The sequence below is a fragment of the Desulfuromonadaceae bacterium genome, assembly GCA_019429445.1.
Classification (GTDB): domain Bacteria; phylum Desulfobacterota; class Desulfuromonadia; order Desulfuromonadales; family JAHYIW01; genus JAHYIW01.
The window spans coordinates 116253-137529 of record JAHYIW010000001.1; the positions used below are offsets into that span (position 1 = coordinate 116253).

Annotated in this window: 17 protein-coding genes and 1 riboswitch; of the genes, 12 read left to right on the top strand and 5 right to left on the bottom strand. The window is 55.3% G+C overall.

Going from position 1 to position 21277, the window contains the following annotated elements; translation table 11 throughout:
• Nucleotides 1–2: 2 nt before the first annotated feature.
• Genes K0A93_00545 through mqnC form a run of 5 tightly spaced genes read left to right on the top strand, consistent with a single transcriptional unit; the run spans nucleotide 3 to nucleotide 2942 of the window.
• Nucleotides 3–392 carry a hypothetical protein gene (locus K0A93_00545; GenBank protein MBW6510589.1) on the top strand — a complete coding sequence of 130 codons (390 nt, stop codon included), beginning with the start codon at nucleotides 3–5 and terminating at the stop codon, nucleotides 390–392.
• Nucleotides 389–709, top strand: coding sequence for an STAS-like domain-containing protein (locus K0A93_00550; GenBank protein MBW6510590.1), 321 nt, complete (start codon nucleotides 389–391; stop codon nucleotides 707–709). The genes K0A93_00545 and K0A93_00550 overlap by 4 nt, the downstream gene beginning before the upstream one ends.
• Nucleotides 709–1524 (top strand): KilA-N domain-containing protein, encoded by an 816-nt coding sequence (locus tag K0A93_00555; GenBank protein MBW6510591.1) that lies wholly within the window; start codon nucleotides 709–711, stop codon nucleotides 1522–1524. The genes K0A93_00550 and K0A93_00555 overlap by 1 nt, the downstream gene beginning before the upstream one ends.
• 3 nt (nucleotides 1525–1527) lie before the next feature.
• On the top strand, nucleotides 1528–1878 hold the full coding sequence (locus tag K0A93_00560) for a hypothetical protein (protein MBW6510592.1): 351 nt from the start codon (nucleotides 1528–1530) through the stop codon (nucleotides 1876–1878).
• Nucleotides 1875–2942: a dehypoxanthine futalosine cyclase gene (gene mqnC, locus K0A93_00565; protein ID MBW6510593.1), complete on the top strand. Its 1068-nt coding sequence runs from the start codon at nucleotides 1875–1877 to the stop codon at nucleotides 2940–2942. Before K0A93_00560 ends, mqnC begins: the two co-directional genes overlap by 4 nt.
• An 86-nt stretch (nucleotides 2943–3028) precedes the next feature.
• Here the strand turns inward: mqnC and fusA are convergent, their stop codons facing one another.
• The 5 genes from fusA to K0A93_00590 form a co-directional block, all read right to left on the bottom strand.
• Nucleotides 3029–5095 carry an elongation factor G gene (gene fusA / locus K0A93_00570; GenBank protein ID MBW6510594.1) on the bottom strand — a complete coding sequence of 689 codons (2067 nt, stop codon included), beginning with the start codon at nucleotides 5093–5095 and terminating at the stop codon, nucleotides 3029–3031.
• A 29-nt stretch (nucleotides 5096–5124) separates the two neighbouring features.
• Entirely contained in the window at nucleotides 5125–6960 is a 1836-nt protein-coding gene (locus K0A93_00575; GenBank protein MBW6510595.1) for a TIGR04442 family protein, read from the bottom strand.
• Between the two features lie 13 nt (nucleotides 6961–6973).
• Nucleotides 6974–7765 carry a GPMC system MBL fold metallohydrolase gene (locus tag K0A93_00580; protein MBW6510596.1) on the bottom strand — a complete coding sequence of 264 codons (792 nt, stop codon included), beginning with the start codon at nucleotides 7763–7765 and terminating at the stop codon, nucleotides 6974–6976.
• Nucleotides 7762–10134 (bottom strand): HAMP domain-containing protein, encoded by a 2373-nt coding sequence (locus K0A93_00585; protein ID MBW6510597.1) that lies wholly within the window; start codon nucleotides 10132–10134, stop codon nucleotides 7762–7764. The genes K0A93_00580 and K0A93_00585 overlap by 4 nt, the downstream gene beginning before the upstream one ends.
• Nucleotides 10135–10385: 251 nt before the next feature.
• Complete coding sequence (locus K0A93_00590; GenBank protein MBW6510598.1) at nucleotides 10386–11207, bottom strand: phosphate ABC transporter substrate-binding protein; 822 nt, start codon at nucleotides 11205–11207, stop codon at nucleotides 10386–10388.
• A gap of 267 nt (nucleotides 11208–11474) precedes the next feature.
• Between K0A93_00590 and K0A93_00595 the strand changes: the two genes are divergently transcribed.
• From K0A93_00595 to K0A93_00625, 7 genes are all read left to right on the top strand, one after another.
• On the top strand, nucleotides 11475–11894 hold the full coding sequence (locus K0A93_00595; protein MBW6510599.1) for an Rrf2 family transcriptional regulator: 420 nt from the start codon (nucleotides 11475–11477) through the stop codon (nucleotides 11892–11894).
• A gap of 266 nt (nucleotides 11895–12160) precedes the next feature.
• A complete protein-coding gene (locus tag K0A93_00600) occupies nucleotides 12161–12889 on the top strand; it encodes a phosphoadenylyl-sulfate reductase (protein MBW6510600.1) in 729 nt (242 codons plus the stop codon).
• Between the two features lie 215 nt (nucleotides 12890–13104).
• Nucleotides 13105–14409: a nitrite/sulfite reductase gene (locus K0A93_00605; protein ID MBW6510601.1), complete on the top strand. Its 1305-nt coding sequence runs from the start codon at nucleotides 13105–13107 to the stop codon at nucleotides 14407–14409.
• 130 nt (nucleotides 14410–14539) lie between these two features.
• Complete coding sequence (gene cysK / locus K0A93_00610) at nucleotides 14540–15493, top strand: cysteine synthase A (GenBank protein ID MBW6510602.1); 954 nt, start codon at nucleotides 14540–14542, stop codon at nucleotides 15491–15493.
• Nucleotides 15494–15603: 110 nt separating this feature from the next.
• Complete coding sequence (locus K0A93_00615) at nucleotides 15604–18384, top strand: phosphoenolpyruvate carboxylase (GenBank protein MBW6510603.1); 2781 nt, start codon at nucleotides 15604–15606, stop codon at nucleotides 18382–18384.
• A gap of 183 nt (nucleotides 18385–18567) precedes the next feature.
• Nucleotides 18568–18687, top strand: a riboswitch (SAM riboswitch).
• A gap of 108 nt (nucleotides 18688–18795) precedes the next feature.
• Complete coding sequence (locus K0A93_00620; GenBank protein MBW6510604.1) at nucleotides 18796–19950, top strand: PLP-dependent aspartate aminotransferase family protein; 1155 nt, start codon at nucleotides 18796–18798, stop codon at nucleotides 19948–19950.
• Between the two features lie 170 nt (nucleotides 19951–20120).
• Nucleotides 20121–21272 carry a PLP-dependent aspartate aminotransferase family protein gene (locus K0A93_00625; protein ID MBW6510605.1) on the top strand — a complete coding sequence of 384 codons (1152 nt, stop codon included), beginning with the start codon at nucleotides 20121–20123 and terminating at the stop codon, nucleotides 21270–21272.
• Nucleotides 21273–21277 lie beyond the last annotated feature (5 nt).

The window sequence follows — 21277 nt, forward strand, 5'->3', positions numbered from 1 at the left end:
GCATGCTGCGACTGAGAGAGCTGGAAAAACAAGAGATTATCCGTTATTTGGATTCGAATAAAGAATTTCCGGAAAAGTACCGCTTTTTACTCTTCGACGACAAGCGCGAGGTGGAGCTGGTCTGGAACGGCAAGCGCGAGATCATCCGCCTTCGCTCCAAAGGAGCTTCGGCGGACGAGTCCGGTGAGGATATTGACGGAGAATGGCAGGAGCAGTGGACCGGCGATTACGTCTTCGAGAACGAGTGGCAATCCTTCCGCACCAAGAAGGACCGTTCTCTGGAGCTGATCAGCGTCGCCCACGAATGCCCGCCGGGCCGGCGCAAGATCGCGGTGAAGGTGGTCGATATCTTCGGCAACGACACTATGACCATTGTCGAGGTTTCGGTATGACAAACGAAACTTACCTGTCTGTATTTGAAGTTGTTGGTAGCCATTTGTGCTTTTCTTCCGCCGATGGACAGAAAGTTTATGATCGCCTTGTTGCAGGAGTGAGGACCGGCCGGAGGGTCGTGCTATCCTTCTGCAAAATTTCGACGCTCACGCCTGCTTTCTTGAATGCGGCGATTGGTCAGCTGTATGGGGAGTTCAGCGAAGAAAAAATTTGTTCCGCGCTGAAATTTGTAGATATAGATCGCATCGATCTGGAGCTGGTGAAGCACGTAACTGAAAATGCCAAGCAGTATTTTGCCATCACAAGGGGGCTCTGATGGGAAAAGGCCAAAAAATTGAAGTGCTGGCAACGGAAATTAATATCGTTTCGATCAATGAGCAGGATTACATTTCGCTGACCGATATGCTCAAGGCCAAAGACGGGGATTTTTTCATCTCCGATTGGCTACGCAATCGTAACACCGTTGAGTTTCTTGGTATTTGGGAGTCGGTCCACAATCCGGGTTTTAATTATGGCGAATTCGCCACAATTAAAAGTCAGGCCGGTCTTAACAGCTACAAAATCAGCGTCAAGGAATGGGTTGCCAAAACCAATGCGATTGGTCTGATAGCCAAAGCCGGCCGTTATGGCGGCACATATGCCCACAAAGACTTGGCTTTCGAATTCGGGATGTGGATTAGTCCGGAATTCAAGATTTACCTGATTAAAGAATTTCAGCGACTCAAAGAAATTGAGCAGGCGCAACTCGGATGGGACATCCGGCGCAATCTGACCAAGATCAACTACCGCATTCATACCGACGCCATCCAGACCAACCTGATCCCGCCCGAGCTGGACGTCAAACAGGTGAGCCTGATTTACGCCAGCGAAGCGGACGTCCTCAACATGGCCCTCTTTGGCATGACCGCCCGGCAGTGGCGTGATGCCAATCCCGACGAAAAGGCGAACATCCGCGATTTTGCCAACGCAGCGCAACTGGTCTGCCTGGCCAACCTGGAGACTTTGAATGCGTTATTCCTCCACGAGGGGTTGGATCAATCGACACGTATGGCCAAGCTGAATCGCATCGCCATCCAACAAATGAAATTGCTGACCGAAGAGCGTGGCGTCAAGCGCATGGAGAAAAAATAAACCATGGCCCTGCATCCGGATTTTCCCGATTCCCCGCACGCGATTCTCAATCCCGAGGTCCGCTGGTTCCCGGCCGACGAGGCGCTACGTGAAACCGGCATGGACAAGCTGATGCCGCCGCTGGTCTCGCAGCTGCGGCGCAAGGTGAAGGAGTTTCGCGACGGGGGGTACGTCGGTGCGACCGAGACCAGTAAATGCCTGCTCAACTGGTGGTTCAAGGAGCCTCATTTGCAGGAGTGGTTTGATGGCACGATGATCGAGATCAAGGGGGAGGTGGACGACGAGGGTTTCAAAAAATACGGCCCCAAAAACTTTCGTCAGGTTTTGGAAGGATTCAAGGCATACCAGGAATGATACTGACCGATTTGCAAAAAAAAGTTGAAGAGGGAGGCATTCTCAGCCGCGCCGAGGCGCTCTGGCTGTTGACCGAAGCTGATCTGCTTCAGGTTGGTAAATTGGCCGACGCGATCCGCCGCAAGAAACATCCGCATAACCGGGTGACGTTTGTGGTCGATCGCAATGTCAATTACACCAACGTTTGTGAGTCGCAGTGTAAATTTTGTGCGTTCTATCGCGACGCCGCTGCTGCGGATGCCTATGTGCTGTCATACGAAGAAATTTTTCACAAAATTCAGGAACTGGTTGATCATGGCGGCACCCAACTGTTGATGCAGGGAGGGCTGCATCCCGAGCTGAAAATCGGTTGGTTCGAGGCGTTGTTTCGCGAGATTCGACAGCGCTTTCCGCAGGTGCAGATTCATTCCCTTTCGCCCGCCGAGGTGATTCATGTCGCCCGTCTGTCGGAGCTGTCGATGCCGGAGTGCCTGCGGCGCTTGCAGGTTGCCGGCCTTGCTTCGGTGCCGGGGGGTGGTGCGGAGGTGTTGGTCGATGCGGTGCGCAAGGAGATTTCACCGAACAAGATTGGCTGGCGCGACTGGGCTGCGGTGATGGAGGAAGCGCACCGCTTGGGGATGCGTACCACCGCGACGATGATGTTCGGTTCTAAAGAGCAGCCAGAGGATATTGTCGAACATCTCTTCCGGGTGCGCGAGATTCAGGAAAAGACCGGCGGCTTTACCGCTTTTATTCCGTGGACTTTTCAGCCGGATAATACTGAACTGGGGGGCGAAACGGCGAGCGGGGTGGACTATCTCAAGGTGCTGGCATTGTCACGGATCGTGCTCGATAATATCGATAATATTCAGGCGAGTTGGGTGACACAAGGGGCGATGATGGCGCAGGTAGCGCTCTTTTTTGGCGCCAACGACCTGGGGGGGACGATGCTCGAAGAAAACGTCGTTGCCGCCGCCGGGGTGAAGTTTCGCATGACGCAAGACGAGGTCGTCGAACTGGCGCGAGGAGCGGGGTTTACCCCGGCGAAAAGGAATACTGCTTACGCGATCCTGGAAGAGTATTAACTTTCATTTTACTCTGTGCTCGCCGGTTCGCCGGAGACCACAGGGATGAGGCTCGCTTCGTGTCCTTCGCGGTGAAAAATGACGCTTTACCCACCGAAACGCTTCAGCACCTCCGCCGGGGCAGGCGCGAAATGAGAAAACTCCATGGTGAATGTGCCTCGACCTTGAGTGGCGCTGCGCAGTTCGGTCATGAAACCGAACATCTCCGCCAGCGGTGCCTGGGCACGGATGATTTCACTGCCGCTGTGCGCAGACATCCCTTCAACCAGTCCCCGCTTACGTTGAATCGTGCCAAGAACCTTTCCCGCGTGATCGCCTGGAATCGTTAATTCAAGCTCCATCAGTGGTTCGAGTAACGTTGGTTTGCCGATCTCTGCGGCGTGGCGTATCACTCGCTGGGCAGCCGCCCGTAAACCAAAGGCGTTGAACTCCCCCGATCGGTAAGGACATGCAACAACGGTGATTTCAAGATCGGTGACCGGGTAACCGAAACGAACCCCTCCCTGAAGCGCCTGTTTGAGTGTGCTCGCCAGCACTTCGCGTAAATTCTCAGGCAACGCTTCAGCGTCTGACGCGGTCGGCAGGACGATCTGCAACCCGCTACCGTTGGCGGTTGGCGTCAAGCGTAATGCAAGCTCCACCCGTTGCAGTTTCCCTTCAATCTCCTGTTCAACAGATTCCTGCCGCTCGACGGCAACGGTTAAAGCTTCACGATAGATCACCCGGGGGTTTCCGGTGCGCACGGCGACACCGAATTCGTGTTCCAGCCGATGGACAATGATTTCCAGGTGCAACTCCCCCATCCCGGTCAAGACTGTTTGCCCGGTCTCTTCATCCTCAATCGCCCGGAACGTAGGGTCTTCCCACTGAAGCTTGTCCAGCGCCAGGGGGAGCTTCTCGCGATCCTCGATGCGCATTGCCTCCACCGCAACCGACACCATCGGTTCGGGGGCGGTCAGGCCAGGGAGGAGGAGAGGGGTTTCAATGGTGCTGAGGGTGTCTCCGGTCAGCACATGTTTCAACCCGGCCACCGCGACGACGTCACCGGCAATGGCGTCGTCAAGGCGTTCTCGCTTGTGAGCATGCATGCGAAAGAGCCGGGCAGCTTTTTCGTTGCTGGTGCGATTGACATTGTAGACACTGTCGCCGGCGCGGAGGGTGCCGGAATAGATGCGCAGATAGGTCAGTTTGCGCCCTTCATCTGCCTGCACTTTGAACGCCAGACCGCAGAACGGCGCTTGCGGGTCGGCTTCAAGCACCGTCTTTATGGTGCCGTCGGGAGATTGAGCGGTGATCGCCGGGAGATCGGTCGGTGCGGGAAGGTAATCGATGACGGCATCAAGGAGCGGCTGGATGCCTTTGTTGCGCAGCGCGGAACCGAGTAAGGTCGGAAATATGCGGCAGGCGAGGGTCCCGCGACGCAGTGCTGCTTTCAGTTGATCAGCTGCAATCTCTTCGCCAGCGAGGTAGCTGCAGAGCAGCTGGTCGTCAAAATCCGCTGCTATTTCAACCAGCTGGTCACGGGCAACATCGACGGCGGCGACCAGCTCCGCAGGAACATTGGTGGCGGTGACCGTCGCCCCCAGATCGTCCGCAAAGAACCGGACGAGACGCTTTTCAATCACGTCAATGACCCCGGAGAACGCGTTTTCTTCACCGTAGGGGAGTTGCAGCAGCGCCGGACGCGCCGCGAGTTGATCTTCTATTTCCGCTAATGTGTGGCAATGATCCGCACCGAGACGATCCATCTTGTTGATCAGGCAAATGCGCGGAACCTGATACCGATCCGCTTGGCGCCAGACCGATTCGCTTTGTGGCTGCACCCCCTCGACGGCGCTGAAGATCATCACCGCACCGTCGAGCACCCGCAGTGAACGCTCGACCTCGATGGTGAAATCAATATGTCCCGGTGTGTCGATGATATTGATCGTCACATCACGCCAGTGGCAGGCGGTTGCGGTCGCAGTGATGGTGATCCCCCGCTCCTGCTCCTGTTCCATCCAGTCCATCGTCGCCGCGCCGTCGTGGACTTCACCGAGCTGATGAATTTCTCCGCTATAGAAGAGACAGCGCTCCGAGACGGTGGTTTTACCGGCGTCGATGTGGGAAATAATCCCGATGTTGCGGATTTTATTGCGGGGCGGATGATTCATGACATCGTCGCTGTTTGCGCATGGAACTGTCAGCCCTGATCGGTGTTCAGCCCTTTGCGGATTTGATAAAGCTCGTTGAGGTCAAGATTGTTAAGCTCGAAATACTCACGTTCAAGTTCCTCAACATAGAAGCGATCGAGGCCGCTGTTTTCGAGAAAATCCTCGCGCAGGGCGATGTCTCGCTCGGCAACGATGCGGGGGAGTAAATTGTGCAGGTAGATCGCTTCCTTCTTGATGTTGACAACAACATCGTTGAAAAGAGAGTAGGGAATGTCCTCGTTGATCAGGTTCTTGTTGCGCAATTCCTCGGTGATCTCGGCAAGGAGGTCTTCCTGCTCCTTGCGGGTCGTGTAGCGGGAATAGAAGTTACGAATGCGTTCCTTGACATGAGTGAGCAACAGTTCGTAGAGATTTTCTTCCGACTCGATCGATTGCAGGTGGGTGATCAGCCCCTGCACGGTGTTGCGGCTGTCGGCTATTTCATCAAGGCCCTTGAGCAGCGTCTTGAGCTTCTTTTTACCGTATTTACCGATATATTTATTGTCAAAAATGCTGTCGAAAAAAAGTCTGCCGAACAAGGTGTCATCCAGTTCGTTGAAGGCGGTGCGGTTGCCGAGCAGGCTGCGAATGATCTCCTCGCTGAAGCGGCTGTTCTCCATGAACGCCAGTTTGTTGATATGCGCCGAGGTGTTGTCGTAGCGGTCGAAATAGGTGATGACGTAGGAAAAATTTTCAAGCAGCGAAATATCGGCCCCGTCGCGGATCATCTCGTCACACGCCTTGCCGGTTTCGAGCAGGATCTGCTCAAAGGTGTGATCGCGATTTTCACTCGCCTGGCGCTTGGCTTCGAGCAGGCGGAGCATGTCTTCGTGGACAATGCCGGGGCCGAGCTGGTGTTCGGTGAAGAAAATGCCGGCCAAAATCTCGCGAGTCTCGGAGATATAACCCTGTTCCTCAACCTCAACCATTTTGTCATGCTTGAGCATTGAGTCGAGCGTATAGAAAAGCGGCGTTGGAATTTTGTGCCGGACTGCGAGGGTTTTCAGACGCGTCAGCCGGGCGTTTTCAAGTTTGCTGATCCGCTCCTTACGGCCACACTCAATCAGGATGTTTTTGTATTCATCAACGATCCGCCGATTTTCCTCATGCTTGTACATGACGTCGATGCGAATTCGCTCCTGCTGATACTTGTCGATGCCAAGACGGTCGGCAAGTTGCTGCAACTCCGTCATTTTCTCGTCGGGGATGGTTTTGTACTCAAAGTAAAGCTCACGGAAATGATCGTGATAAAGCCGGTGGCGGCGGTGCAGCAACTTAACCACATAGAGTGAACTTTTGTGGCCGAGCAGACTGGAGATTTCCTCGATGAGAGGGTAGTCGTCATCGACGCCGACATAGGTACTGCGCTTGAGCAGCTTGCCGAGCAGGCGCAAAATATCTTCCTGTTGCTCGCGGGTAGAACCGGAGACCGAGCCGGTAAGAAAGAAAAAATGGTTATAAACGGCATTTCCTTCAAGGAAGATGCGCTCGTAGCTGAGGGTGCCGTCGGTTTGATCGCTGAAAATGAGTTGGCCGCCCGTCTGGTAGGTACCGCCATAGAGCACCAGGCGGTTACGAACATCACTTTTAGCCAGATCGGAGAGGGGTTGATCGACACCGAACATATATTCGCAAAAGGTGCCGCCGTTGCCGTAGTGCGAAATCTCGTTCTCGTCGAGGACCAGTTCGTTGCCGGGAGAAAAAAGACGCAACGAATCGCCCGTTGCTTCGTAAAAATAACCACGGAAGGCATCCCATGCCGACGCCGTGGCAAAATACTCAATCGTGTCGTTAATCTGGCCGTGCAGTCTGATTTCCTGGCGCATCAAGTGGATCCGTTCAAATAGCCGCTGTCAGGGGTAATTCCAGACGTAACCCGTCATAGGCAAACTCAATTCCGGCCGGTAATTCTGCCGTGTGTTTTGCGTGATCAATGTCGTGGGTCAAGTGAGTCAACAAGGTTCGTCGGGCGCCAATTATTTGTGCCATGTCAATTGCCTGGGTGATGTTGAAGTGGCTGGCATGGGGACGAAAACGCAGCCCGTCGAGAATCAAAACATCCAGGTTTGCAAGTCGTGTCAGCGTTTCCGCGGGGATTGCGCTACAATCAGCTAAATAAGCAAAGTTTCCGATGCGGTAACCCAGTGAGGATTCGTGCCCGTGACGCAACGGCAATGGCTCAACCGGAAAACCGCAGATCGTTACCGGTGCATCGATCAGCCGGGGCGCTAGTCGGGGGCGATAGCCCATCGCTGCATCATCGCTGAAGATATAGGCAAACGTGCGTCGAATCACCGCGAGGGTTGACGCGGCGGCATAAATGGGCAACGTCCCCCCACCGGCAGGATTGAAAGCGCGCAAATCATCAATTCCGTGCGTATGGTCAGCGTGGGCGTGGGTATAAAGAACGGCATCAATTTGTGTTATCTGTTCGCGCAAGGCTTGCTGGCGCAAATCTGTTGCAGTGTCGATCAAAATATTACGCTCGCGCAGTCCAACAAGGACGCTGCAACGCGTACGCCGGTTGCGCTGGTCAGTCGAGGTGCATACCGGGCAGGAACAGCCGATCATCGGAACGCCACTGCTGGTTCCCGAACCGAGGATGGTCACGTGGAGAAGATCAGCTATCATGTCTTGAAGGCGCCGACCTCGTCTTCCAGCGTCGCTGTCTGATTGAGCAAGATTTCCACCACGCGGTCCAGATCCTCAGTCCGTGTCGCATTCTTTTCGGCGATGCCACTGACCTTGGCAATTGCTTCGACCATTTCCCGGCTGCGTTTGGTTTGCTCGCGAGTTGCTTCGTCGATACGCTCAATCATCGAGCGAACGCGTTCCATATTGTTGTTGATCTGCCGACTCCCCTTGGCCTGCTCACCGGTACTGAGTTTGACCTGCGAAGCAATTTCCTTCATCGCCTCAGCAGCTTGTGCCAGTTGGCGAGCTCCTTCGTTTTGCTGGCGAATGGCGGTGGCGATCTGGCCGAGCATCGACGCCACCTGATTGATCGAGCCGGTAATCTGCCGACTGCCGCGCGACTGTTCCTGGGTGGCACGGACAATGCCGCGTGTCTGCTCGGCGGCTTTCAGTGTACTGGTATAGATTTTTTCCAATGCCTCGCCAGCTGCGTGGGAGCGCTTGACTTCTTCGTGAACCCTTGCGCTGCCGGTATTCATGGCACTGACTGCTTCCTTGGTACCGCTCTGGAGGTTGCCGATGATTGCTCCGATTTCTCGCGTCGAAACCGCAGTGCGTTCCGCCAACTCGCGAATTTCAACAGCCACAACGGCGAAACCGCGCCCATGTTCACCCGCCTGGGCAGCGATGATTGCGGCATTCAGGGCCAGCAGGCTGGTCTGGTCAGCAACATCATCGATAACTGTCAGGATCTTGCCGATGGCTGAAGACTGATTCCCCAGTTCCTGGATTGCATTGCTGGCATGATCCACGGTTTCACGAATGGCATTGATCCCGCTGATCGTTTCATCGACGGCGATTTTACCCTTCAGGGCATCCTCTGCGGCTTCTTCAGAGAGTTTGTTGGTGTTTTCGGCGCTCTCCTCAATCTCTTTAATTGAGGCGTCCATCTGCGTCACTGACGAAGCGGTTACTTCGGTCGAGGATGAAAGAATTTCAACATTTTCAGAAACTTCCTGACTGGCGACGGACATCTCGTTGATTGAGCTTGAGACCTGATCAACGGTGATAAAGAGTCGTTCCATCTGTGACGCGATCTCTTCAATCGTGGCCCCGAGTTCAAGCGTCGCCGACGAGCTTTCCTCGACGGCGATGACCAGTGAGCCGGTACTTTCGGCGATCCCTGAAGTCGAGGCGTCGATCCCCTGCGTTGCCCGTGCCGACTCATCAAGCGCGGTCGATTGCTGAATGGCCCCTTCGGTGACACCACGTGACGAAACACGAATTTGTTCGGTTGCGTCGATCAAACCGATGGACACATTGCGGGTACGTTCGACCATGTCGCGTAAACGGGTAAGGAACAGGTTGAAACTTTCTGCCAGCTCGCCGATTTCGTCATGGGAGATGATTTTCAGGGTTCGGGTCAGATCCCCTTCTCCTTCGGCAATCTCCTTGAGATTGTCAACGACCCGTCGCAGCGGGGTGACGATATTGCGACTGATGGCAAAACCAACCAACGTGGCGACGATTGTGGCGATCAGCAGAATTGCAACGACTGTTGTCGCCAGGCGGCTGTTCGCCTTTTCCACTTCGGTGCGGTCAATTGCCAGCAGCACACCGCTATGTGCTCCGCCAAGCGCATTGGCGGTCAGGGTATAGGTATTGTTGTTCAGGGTAACGTTTGTTCCTTTGGCGTCGCGGATATCTTCAGCACCGAGCGATTTGAGACCGTCCAGGGTCGCCGCAAAAACGCCTTTTTCGTCAAAAATCCCGACTTCCGCTCCACTGAAATCCTTGATCGATGCAGCGAATTTGCCGTTAAGGTAGTTGACTCCGGCAAGATGGCCGATGATCTGGTCCTGCAGTTTGATCGGGGCGACGGCAACGATGGCCAGATGTCCATCAAAGATTTTGATATCGACCCGATCCTTGGTTTCGACCTGCCGCTGCGACGTGCTGCTGGCAGTGTTGGCGTCGAGAGGTTGTTCGCCTTCAGTCGTTGATTCCAATAATAGCGCTCCGTTTTGGTCGACAACCTCCATGTGATCAAAATTGAAAGTTTTTTGGGAATCCTTGATCGCGTCAGCAAGCTGGAGGGTGTCGCCGCTGAGCACGGCGTAATAGACTGCATTGACCAGCCCCGAATCACGTGCCAGCAGTTGTACATAGTTCAATCGTACGGTTTGCAGGTAGCCCGTGTTGCTGCGAATAAAATCTTCAGTCTGGGCGGTGCGCTGAGTCATCCCCTCTTCAATTTGCTTGCCAGTCATCTGAAAAAGAATGAAGAGTGCAACCACCAGCGGAACCACTGAAAGTCCGATGAGGGCAAGGAGGATTTTGGTTCTTAACTTTATTAATGTAAACATAGCAGTCCCTGTCAAATGTAAGCCAAAGGCTTCAACGCGCGACGTTTACCTGGTCTTCGGTCGTCGCTTGTTTTAGGAAATCCTGATACTAGTACCCTGTAACCCATAATCTTTCGCATCTTGCTTGTTCTTTGCCGCATCAGCTACGTTCCGATTGCAGCTGTTTAGCTACGGCTAGACAACAGAAATCGCGCCTTGCTGACACGTCAAAGCCCTGCGCAATCCCTCGAAATCCTCTGGGTTACAGGGTACTAGTGTCGCAAGTTTCGGCTGCCAGGCATTGGCGCCGCACCGGCTTCCACGGGGAAAAATTTTTCAGCAATAATCTGTTGTCCTTCATGGCTTGCAGCCAGATCAATGAATTCTTTAATCGCCTCTCCCGGTGACGTTTTTGTGACCAGCAAAAGCGGTTTGACCAACGTGTATTTTCCTGTAGCAATGCTCTGCGCCGAGGGTATGACGTTGTCGACACGCACGACCTTGACCGTTGAAAGATCGACCATGCTGGCGCTGAGAATGCTGATGGCGGTCGGAAATTGAGCAACCAGCCAGTCGGCGTCATGCACGATCGGAGAGATGACCTCTTGTTCGGTAATCGCTGCCGACAGCAAAACCTTTTCACGGACATTGGCACGCATTCCCGATCCGCGCGGGCTGGAGATCACCATGATCGGTCGCTCTGCGCCACCCACATCCTGCCAGTTTTGAATTTGTCCAGAGAATATACCCTGTAATTGTTGTCGTGACAAAGTTTCAATCGGGTTGTCCCGATGAACAATGACGTACAGCGCATCCCAGCCGATCAGGTACTCAACCAGTCCGGCCGATTTTTCTTTTGCAGTGAGAAAGCGCCCGGCGCCGGAAATGTCAATTGTTCCCTCGATTAATGCCTGGATCCCCGGCCCGGTGTTTCCACCGTTGATGGTGAATTCGATCCCGTTACGATTTTTGAAGAGCTTGGCAGCTTGGGGCATGAAATGCAGCTGAAGGGTTGTTGCTCCGGCATAGTTTAGCTGCTGGATGAGTGCAAGGGTGTTCGGAACCGGTAGTGTCAACAAGAAAACGAGCAGCATGAACAATTTGCGTCCCGATAAAATTACGAAAGATTGACGCACGTTTTCTCTCTCCGTAGATAAAAAACTGATTGACAGCAGGAGCAACGAGTAAAACTATCATTTTTCATCGGTGCTGGCAATAGCTTATGCGCTTGAAACAGCGCGCATTTGTGCTATTTTACTGTCTCTGTGATCGACAGGGGGAGAAAATCACGTTGACAAAAGTCCTCCGGACAGGGTATCAATTGATCTATAACTTCAACAGTTAGAATTGGGGATTCGATCGTGGTCATAACGCGCGCAACAGAATATGCTATTCGGGCTGTTTTGCATCTGGCAAAGCAGCCAAAAGGGGAGATTGTCTACAAGCGGGATATTTGCGAAGAGCAGGGAATTACCCCCGCGTTTCTCACGAAAATTCTGCAACCGTTGATTCGTGCCGGAATCGTTGGTTCTCAACGCGGAGTTGGTGGCGGTTTTCTGTTACTTAAAGATCCTGCGGAAGTGACCATGTTTGACATTGTCAAGGCTGAAGAAGGCCCCCTTTACCTCAACCATTGTCTTGTCGCGCCGCAGACCTGTACCCGCGATCTTTTCTGCCCGGTGCATGGGGCGTGGCGAGAAATCCGCGAAGAGATGATGGCGTCGCTGCAGCGCTACACGTTTGCCGAACTGGTTGCACGCGAAAATGTGAACAACAAGTAACTGTTCTCACGGCTGATTTTTCCAACACAAAAAAATAACACGCTGCCCATGTCGTTGCAACATGGGCAGCGTTTTTTTTTGGAAACATGCAATTATCAACTTATTGCATGAGATTGTTATGGTATAAAGTACATAAAAAAGCTAAAGAACTTTGAAAAAATATTGTTGACTAATTTGTTGTTATTATATAATTATGATCACAGATACTTTTGCTGGAGTGGTGTTGCTGCGCGGCATTACGTTGCCACTGCGGAAGGAAAGCGACGATGGAACATTTTATTGACAATGATGATTCTTCACTGTCACTCGAAAGTATGGCAGTCAAAATAATCACAGAGGGGTTGTCCCGTGCGCAAGGAAACGTCCAGTTGGCCTGTTCATTCGGGGTTGAGGATCTTGTGCTGATCGATCTGATCTCACGTTTTGCCCTTGAAATTGGCGTTTTTGCTATTGATACCGGGCGCTTGCCGGAAGAGACCTATACCGTTGCCGAGGCAGTCAGGGAGCGCTATGCGCTCGCAATTCACTGGTTTTTCCCTGATCGCGGCGCCGTGGAGTCGCTGCTCAGCGAAAAAGGTTCTTTTTCCTTTCAACAAAGTCTTGAAAAGCGTCAGGAGTGCTGTTTTATCCGCAAAGTTGAGCCGTTGCACCGGGCGCTGGCACCGCTGGCCGGATGGGTTACCGGTATGCGGCGTGAACAGAGTGTGACGCGCGCTACCCTGGCCGCGATTGAAATTGATCAGGCGCATGATGATCGGTTGAAGATCAATCCGCTGATCGACTGGACCGAAAAGCAGATCTGGGTGTATGCTGATCAGCGGCGATTGCCCGTGAATCGCCTGCACCGTCAAGGGTATCCGTCGATCGGTTGCGCACCCTGCACACGGGCGATTCTGCCGGGGGAGGATCCGCGCGCCGGTCGCTGGTGGTGGGAAAATCCCGAACACAAGGAATGCGGTTTGCATCGGCGCCCCGTTGATGATGCCACCCCCTGAAACAACGGCACAGCAGGTGCAGAAAATTGCTTGCACCACGATTGATGCACTCGCAAAAAAGAATGAGATGGCTAAGCAAAAATTTCGTCCTCCAAGGCTTGGTGTTTTTTCAGGGGCGAAGGCCTACATCAGGTAGGTCGAGGTCCTGAAAAACCCGCGTAACGCTGTAGGGCGGACTTTTTGCGACGCCATCACGATTGAACGGACGAAAAATAATGGACATCGATTATCAACAATTGCGACTCGACGGGATTTACAGACAGGACCAGGCCGGGCGGTTGATGTTACGGATCAAAGCTCCGGCGGGGGTTTTGTCAAGCATCCAGGTTGAGCAGCTTTGTACCCTTGCCGAGGACTTTGCGCAGGGTTCGTTACACCTGACGAGCCGTTGCAGCATTGAATTGCACGGATTAGCCCGCACCGACCTGAAGCCGATTTTTCCGCGCCTGGACGCGGTTGGTCTGACCTCACGCGGTGCCTGTGGTGGCGCGGTACGCGGCATCTCGTGCAGTACTACCCTGGGTGCACACTTTGATGTTGCCCAGCTCCTTGCCCGGCGTTTGCAACAACACTTTGCTGGTAATCCTTACTTTGAAGGGCTGCCGAAAAAATTCAAGATCAGTGTTGACGGCGATTATTCCCGCTCCCGTCATCTGATTCAGGATGTTGGCCTGGTTTACGTCGGTGACGATGATGGTGTGGAGTGTTTCGATCTCTGGTGTGCCGGAGGCCTGGGGCGTGCACCGCAAGCCGGGTTCCTGTTCGAAAAGGCGGTGGCGAGCAACCGGGTGATCCCGTTGACAGAGAGTATCGTGCGCGTCTATGCCGCTCACACGCCAGCAGGTAAGCGCTTGAAAAGCTTGCTTAATGATATCGGTGAAGAGCGGTTTCGGACGTTGGTGGACACCGACGGCGCCGCGCACAGTGTCCCGTCGTTACGGCCAACAGTCGTTGGCGCAGCGCTGCCGAGCAAGCACGCCATTATTGAAGTGGGGATCTTTGCCGGCGAGATCAACGCCGCACGCTTTAGCGCTCTGGCGCAATTGGCCAACAGCTATTGCGACGGTTTTCTGGCGCTTACTGCGGATCAGAATATTGCCCTGCCCCTTGTTCAGGCGGATCAGCGGGACGCGGCGCAGCAGGCGCTCGCCGCCGCAGGGTTCAGCGGTGAGACGCCCGCCGAACAGGTGACCTTTCGCGTCTGTCCGGGGAATCATCAATGCCGCATGGGCTTGTCGGCGACCCGCGACGTTGCCGCACACGTTATCCACGCACTCGATGCAGCGGGGCGTCAGCACTCCTGGGCAATCTCCGGATGTGCCAACTCCTGTTCACAGCCACAGTTGGCTGATTTCGGTATCATCACCAGTAATAGGGAAAAAAACGATGCTGGAACGCGTACCCCGCGTTTCGATCTTTACCGCCGCAGCAGCGCTGGTTTAGGGCGCGTGGTGGCAGAAAATCTTGATCTTGATGAGCTCTTGCGGCTGGTAAATACCTTGCCAGCAGTTAAACTGTAAGTCGTTGCTCAAAAAAAAATCATGGGGTGGCCAGGAAAAAATTTCGTCGTGCAACGCCGTAACGCTTTTTGCGCCGCCATCAAATTCCATACCCGTCAACGCAGCATCAAAACACGAGAAGGAGATCGACATGAGTCAGATATTCAGTGATAATTCACTCTCGATTGGCCGCACCCCGCTGATCAAACTGAACCGCATTACCCCCGGCGGAGCGGTGGTCCTCGGTAAAGTTGAAGGGCGTAACCCCGCTTATTCCGTCAAGTGCCGGATAGGTGCCGCGATGATCAGGGATGCCGAGGAAAAAGGGCTGCTCGGTTCTGGCCGGGAGATTGTTGAGCCGACCAGCGGCAACACCGGGATCGCGCTGGCATTCGTCGCCGCCGCCCGCGGTATCCCGATCACTCTGACGATGCCCGAAACGATGAGTCTTGAACGGCGCAAGGTTCTTCAGGCCTTCGGGGCCAAGCTGATTTTGACCCCCGGAGCCAAGGGGATGGGGGGGGCGATAGCCGCCGCTGAGGAACTTGCGCAGAGCGAACCCGAACGTTACCTGCTGTTGCATCAATTTAAAAATCCGGCGAATCCGTTGATTCACGAGCAGACCACGGGGCCGGAAATCTGGACCGATACGGAGGGTAACATTGACGTGCTGATTTCCGGTGTCGGTACCGGCGGTACCATCACCGGTATCTCGCGTTACATCAAGCACACGCGGGGGAAATCAATTTTGTCGGTTGCGGTTGAGCCGAGCGAAAGCCCGGTGATCACCCAGCATCTGGCCGGGGATCCGCTTACGCCGGGACCGCACAAGATTCAGGGGATTGGTGCCGGATTTATTCCCGAGACCCTTGATCTGTCGGTCGTTGATCGTGTCGAGCAGGTCAGCAGTGAGGAATCCCTCACTTTTGCCCGCAGACTGGCGAAAGAAGAAGGGCTGCTTTCCGGAATTTCCTGTGGAGCGGCAACCGCAGTGGCGGCCCGCCTCGCAAAACAACCGGAATTTTCCGGCAAAACGATCGTCGTGATCCTCCCCGATTCTGGCGAGCGGTACCTGTCGAGCGTGCTGTTTGAGGATCTTGCCTGAGCCTTGATGCAGTAAATGTCGGCGCGTACGTTCGGCGCAGTTTTTGGCGGAAAGTGCTTCAGTTTCAAGCGATTTTCAGATGTCACCATCCCCGGCCATGAGGAGTGAGCATGGAAGAGCGCGAACGTTTATGGCATGTCGAACAGCAAGCGGAGCGGTTGGCTGAACTTGGTTGCGCGGATCGGGATAACAAGGAGTTGCCGTTACGGCGTGACGTTCGTTCTCTAGGCCGCCTCCTCGGTACGGTTATCCGTGAGCAGGCGGGGGAGGATGTTTATGCGGCAGAAGAAGAACTGCGGCACTTGGCCCTTCGCCACCGCGAACAGGAAAACAGCTCCCGCGCTGACGAGGCACGTGATCATGGGGCTGGTCGGGAACTGCTTAATGAAATGAGTGCCCTGATCGGCAACATGTCGCTTGACCAGGCGTATCGGATCGTCAAGGCGTTTGCCGCATTTTTTGAGCTGGTCAATCTGGCCGAAGCCAACCACCGGCGGCGCCGCAACCGGGCGGCCCTGCTCGCCAATCAGCACGAAAAACCGGGATTACTGCGCGCTACCCTGCGGCGGATAAAGAATGCCGGTATCTCGTCGCAGCAGGCCCTTGAATGGCTGCGGCAGGTTGAAGTGGTGCCGGTTTTCACCGCCCATCCGACCGAGGTAGCACGGCGGGTGATGCGCTTCAAGCGGCAGCGTATTGCGCGCTTGCTTGAGCGGTTTGATCATTTGCCCCTTGCCGATGCTGAAGTTGACGCGTTGCAGGATGCCATTCTGGCGGAAATTACCGCGCTGTGGCAATCCGACGAAGTGCGCCGCAACAAACCGAAGGTCGAAGATGAAATTGCCATGGGCCTCGATCTTTATCGCACCTCGTTATTGCCGCCGCTCGCCAAACTTTACGCTGGTATTGCTGCTGATTTCCGTGACGTTTACGCGACAGAGATCCCCCTCGATGCGTTACCGACAGTCGTGCGTTTCGGTTCATGGATCGGTGGAGACCGGGACGGCAACCCGTTTGTTACCCCTGAAGCAACCCGGATTGCACTCCTCCGTTCCCGTGAACTGATCCTCACCCTTTATTTCGAACAGCTCGAACAGTTGCGGCGCATAATCACCACCTCGACCGCCATGACCGGGATCGATTCCCGGCTCAGCTCTCACCTTGATCAATTGGTCAAAAACTACCCCAACGCGGCACTTGAAGTCGACGTCCTGCCCCACGGGGAGCTGTGTCGTCGCCTGGTCGGTTTCATGCGCTTCCGCCTGGGGCGTGCGCTTGACAACCGTGCTGATGCAGAAGCTTATCCTGACGCTGCGGCATTTCTTGCTGATCTTGATGTTTTGCAAGGAGCCCTGCGGCGCCAGGCGGGAGAGCGTCTGGCGAATAGCTATATCGCTCCGTTGCAGCGTCTGGTGGCGACCTGCGGATTTCATTTGCATACGCTCGATCTGCGTCAGCACGCCAAGGTTCACTCCCTGGCGATAACCGAGCTGGCGGCAGGGCAGAGCGAACAGCTGGTTGCAGCACCGTCGCAACAAACGATCGAACTGCTGGAAACGTTACGCAGTGTCGCCGACCTGAAAAAGGAATATCCGGCTGAGATCGTCAAAAGTTACGTCATCAGCGGCGCGACAGGTTGCCAGGATATCCTTTCGTTGATCTGGCTGATGGAATTGTGCGGGATTGAGCCGCAGGCGCATGCCGAGCGCAACGATCCCGGTTTGATGCCGGTGCCGCTTTTCGAATCGATCGAGGATTTGCGCAACGCCCCGGACATTTGCCGTCGTTTGTGGCAGAACCCTGACTATGCACCCTATCTCGACAGCTGGGGGCGCTGGCAGGAAATCATGCTTGGCTATTCCGATTCAAACAAGGACGGGGGGATGCTGACCAGCTCCTGGGAGATTTACAAGACTCACCGTGCCTTGCACGAAGTGGCGGCGGACTGCAACGTCAAGCTGCGTCTTTTTCATGGTCGTGGCGGTACGGTTGGACGCGGTGGCGGGCCGACCCATCGCGCGATCATCGCCCAACCTCCCGGTGCGTTCGGCGGTGCGTTCAAGCTCACCGAACAGGGCGAAGTGATCAACTTCAAGTATGCTGACGAGGATTTGTCGCTGCGCAACCTCGAATTGATGGTTGCGGCGGCGCTCGAAGCGCTGACCTGTTGCGGGTTGGTTGAGAAGACTGTCGATCCGCTTTGGGAAGATGCTCTGGAGCTGATGTCGCAGCGCGCCTTTGCCTTTTACCGCGAACATATTTATGACAATCCCGATATTCCGGTTTATTTTGAGCAGGCAACACCGGTGCGTGAATTTGAATTGGCCAAGATCGGTTCCCGACCAGCAAAACGTAAACAAGGGGATTCACTTGACGACCTGCGTGCCATTCCCTGGGGGTTTGGCTGGATCCAGAGCCGTCTGCTGGTCCCGGCCTGGTTTGGTGTCGGGACGGCGTTTCAGGAGTTTGTTGCTGCCGACGAGCACAACATTGAGCTGTTGCGCAGCATGATGAAACAGTTCCCGTTTTTTTTCGACATGGTGCGCAATGTTGAAATGGCGTTGGCCAAAGTCGATCTTCCCCTGGCACAGCGTTATGCCGCTCTGATCGATGACCAAGCCCTGCGTGAGCGCGTTTTCACTCTTTTGACCAAGGAGTATTTGCGTACCAAACGCATGATTTTGGCGGTCACCGGACAGCAGGAATTGTTGGCAACCAATCCCGATCTGGCGTTGTCGCTGCGGTTGCGTAATCCCTATGTTGACCCGATGAGTCTGATTCAGATTGAGCTGATGCAACGCAAATACCGTGGGGAAGGGTCGGATGAACTTGATTATGTGCTGGCGACCACCGTCAGCGGAATCGCCGCAGGATTGCGCAACACCGGTTGAAATTGAATAACAAACAGCTCGTTGCCTTCAACGCACAGCTTGCGGAGAATTTTTCTCTGCAATAGGAGCTGCGCACGGTGTTTGTATCCTATGTCAAAGTTTACAAAAACATGTTGACAGTCTGAGAATATTTCTTTATTTTATTAGTCAACAACTAAAACTTAATAGACCGGCAAGTACGCGTCTTTATCAAGAGTGGTTAAGGGACAGGCCCGATGACACCACAGCAACCGATTCGCAGTAGCGAATGTCAGGTGCTAATTCCTGCCTCGCGGTTAAATTTCAGCGAGGAAAAGATGAGGATGGCGCTTCGCGATATGGCTAGCCATCCCTCCACGAAGCCCTTTCTCGCATCCCGAGAAGGGGCTTTTTGTATTCTTGCCGGAAACAACCGCGAAGAAAAGGAGAACGATGATGGCAAAACAGGCATTAACGGCGGAGAGTCGCCTGGTCCAGCTTGGGGTCGGACGGGACGAGCGTACCGGCGCGATCAGCGTGCCGATCCACCCCAGCGCAACCTTTCGGCACCCCGGCGTCGGCGAATCAACCGGTTACGATTACACCCGTTCCGGCAATCCGACGCGGGATATTCTCGAAGCGGGGTTGGCGGAACTGGAAGGGGGCAGTCGCGGACTGGCGTTTTCTTCCGGCATGGCGGCACTGACCACCCTCTTTCTGCATTTTGCCAAAGGCGACCATCTGATCGTCTCCGAGGATCTCTACGGCGGCACCTACCGGGTGCTGGAGCAGATCTTTGCCGACTTTGGCCTGAGTGCCAGCTACGTCGACAGCCGCGATCTGGAGCAGGTGGCGGCGGCGATCAGACCCGCCACCCGCGCGATGCTGATCGAAACCCCCGGCAATCCGCTCCTCGGCATCGCCGATCTGCGCGGGCTGGCGGCGCTCTGTCGTCAACACCAGCTGCTGCTGGTGGTCGACAACACCTTCTTGACGCCGGTGCTGCAACGCCCCCTGGAACTCGGTGCCGACATCGTCGTCCACTCGGCGACCAAATATCTCGCCGGACACAACGATCTCTGTGCCGGGGCGCTGGTCGCCAAAGATCCAGCTCTGGGGGAGCGGCTCTACTTTTTGCAGAACTCCACCGGCGCGATCCTCTCCCCGCAGGACTGCTGGCTGCTGATTCGCAGCCTCAAAACCCTCAACCTGCGTCTCGAACGCCAGTGCGCCAGCGCGCAAAAAGTGGCCGAGTGGCTGCTGCGACATCCCAAGGTCACGGCGGTCTACTATCCCGGCCTGCCAACCCATCCCGGCCACGCCTTGCAACGGTCGCAAGCCGACGGTTTTGGTGGTATGCTCTCCTTTCGGGTGACTGATCAGGCCACCGCCCACCGGCTGCTGAAACGGCTACAGTTGATTTCCTTCGCTGAAAGTCTCGGCGGAGTCGAATCGCTGATGACGTTGCCGGCGGAACAGACCCACGGCGATATTCCGGAGCCGGAGCGCCAGCGTCTCGGCATCTGTGCCGCGCTGCTGCGGCTGTCGGTGGGGATCGAGACAGTTGAGGATATCATTGCCGATCTGGAGCAGGCCCTTAGAGACTGAAATTATTTATTCACCACAGAGGACACGAAGAGCACGAAGCGAACCTTGACAACAAGATCAAAACCGACTTTGTGACTGAAATAGCGTTCACACCAGCCGCATAATCTGCGGTCAAAAAACTTCGTGAGCTTCGTGCTCTGCGTGGTGAGAATATAAAGGACAAACAAACCATGACGACAAAAAAATACGCCGCCGCCACCCTCCTCGTCCATCAGGGGCGCGACCGAGACCCGGCCACCGGTGCGTCAGCAATTCCGATCTATCAGGCGTCGACCTACCATCATACCGATGGTGTGCCGGGCGAATACGATTATTCGCGCTGCGGCAACCCGAGCCGTGATCAGGTCGAAGAGGCGATCGCCCTGCTCGAAGGCGGGGTGCGCGGTTTTGCCTGCGCCTCAGGAATGGCGGCGATCGGCAGCGCCCTGTCGTTGCTCAAGGCGGGTGATCATCTGATCGCCCCCGAGGATCTTTACGGCGGCTCCTACCGCTACCTGACCCAGATCCTGCCGACCCAGGGGATCGAGGTGACCTTTGTCAACACGGCCGAACTGGCCCAGATCAAGGCGGCGCTGCGCTCCAACACCCGCGGCATTTTTCTGGAGACGCCGTCGAACCCGCTCTTCAATATCACCGACCTGCGCGCGGTGGCGGCGCTGGCGCGTGAGCGTAAGCTGCTGACCTTCCTTGACAATACCTTCATGACCCCGCTGCTGCAACGCACCCTCGATCTCGGTATCGATGTGGCGATTCACAGTGCGACCAAGTTTCTCGGCGGCCACAGCGATCTGCTCGCCGGGCTGGTGACCACCGCCGACGAAGGGCTGGCGCGACAGCTGAAAACCTTCCAGAATTCTTTCGGCGCCGTTCTCGGCCCCTTCGATTGTTTTTTGCTGGCGCGTGGCATCAAGACCCTCAAATTGCGCCTGGAGGCGGGGCAGCACAACGCCGATGTCCTCGCCGCACGGCTGGCGGAACATCCGGCGGTCAGCCGCGTCTACTATCCGGGGTTGGCCGATTTTCCCGGCCGCGAGCGGCACCTCTCCCAGGCCTGCGGCGCGGGGGCGGTGCTCTCTTTCGAACTGCGCGACGCCACCTGCGTCAAGCCGTTGCTGGCACGGGTCAAGTTGCCGATCATCGCCCCGAGCCTCGGTGGCGTTGAAACGATCCTCACCCACTGCTGGTCGATGTCGCACGCGGCGATGCCCGCCGAGCTTAAAACCCGCCTCGGTATCGGGCCGGGATTGTTGCGCATCTCCGCCGGGATCGAGGATGTCGAAGATCTCTGGGAAGATCTGGCGGCGGGGTTGGCGGCGGACTGATTAGC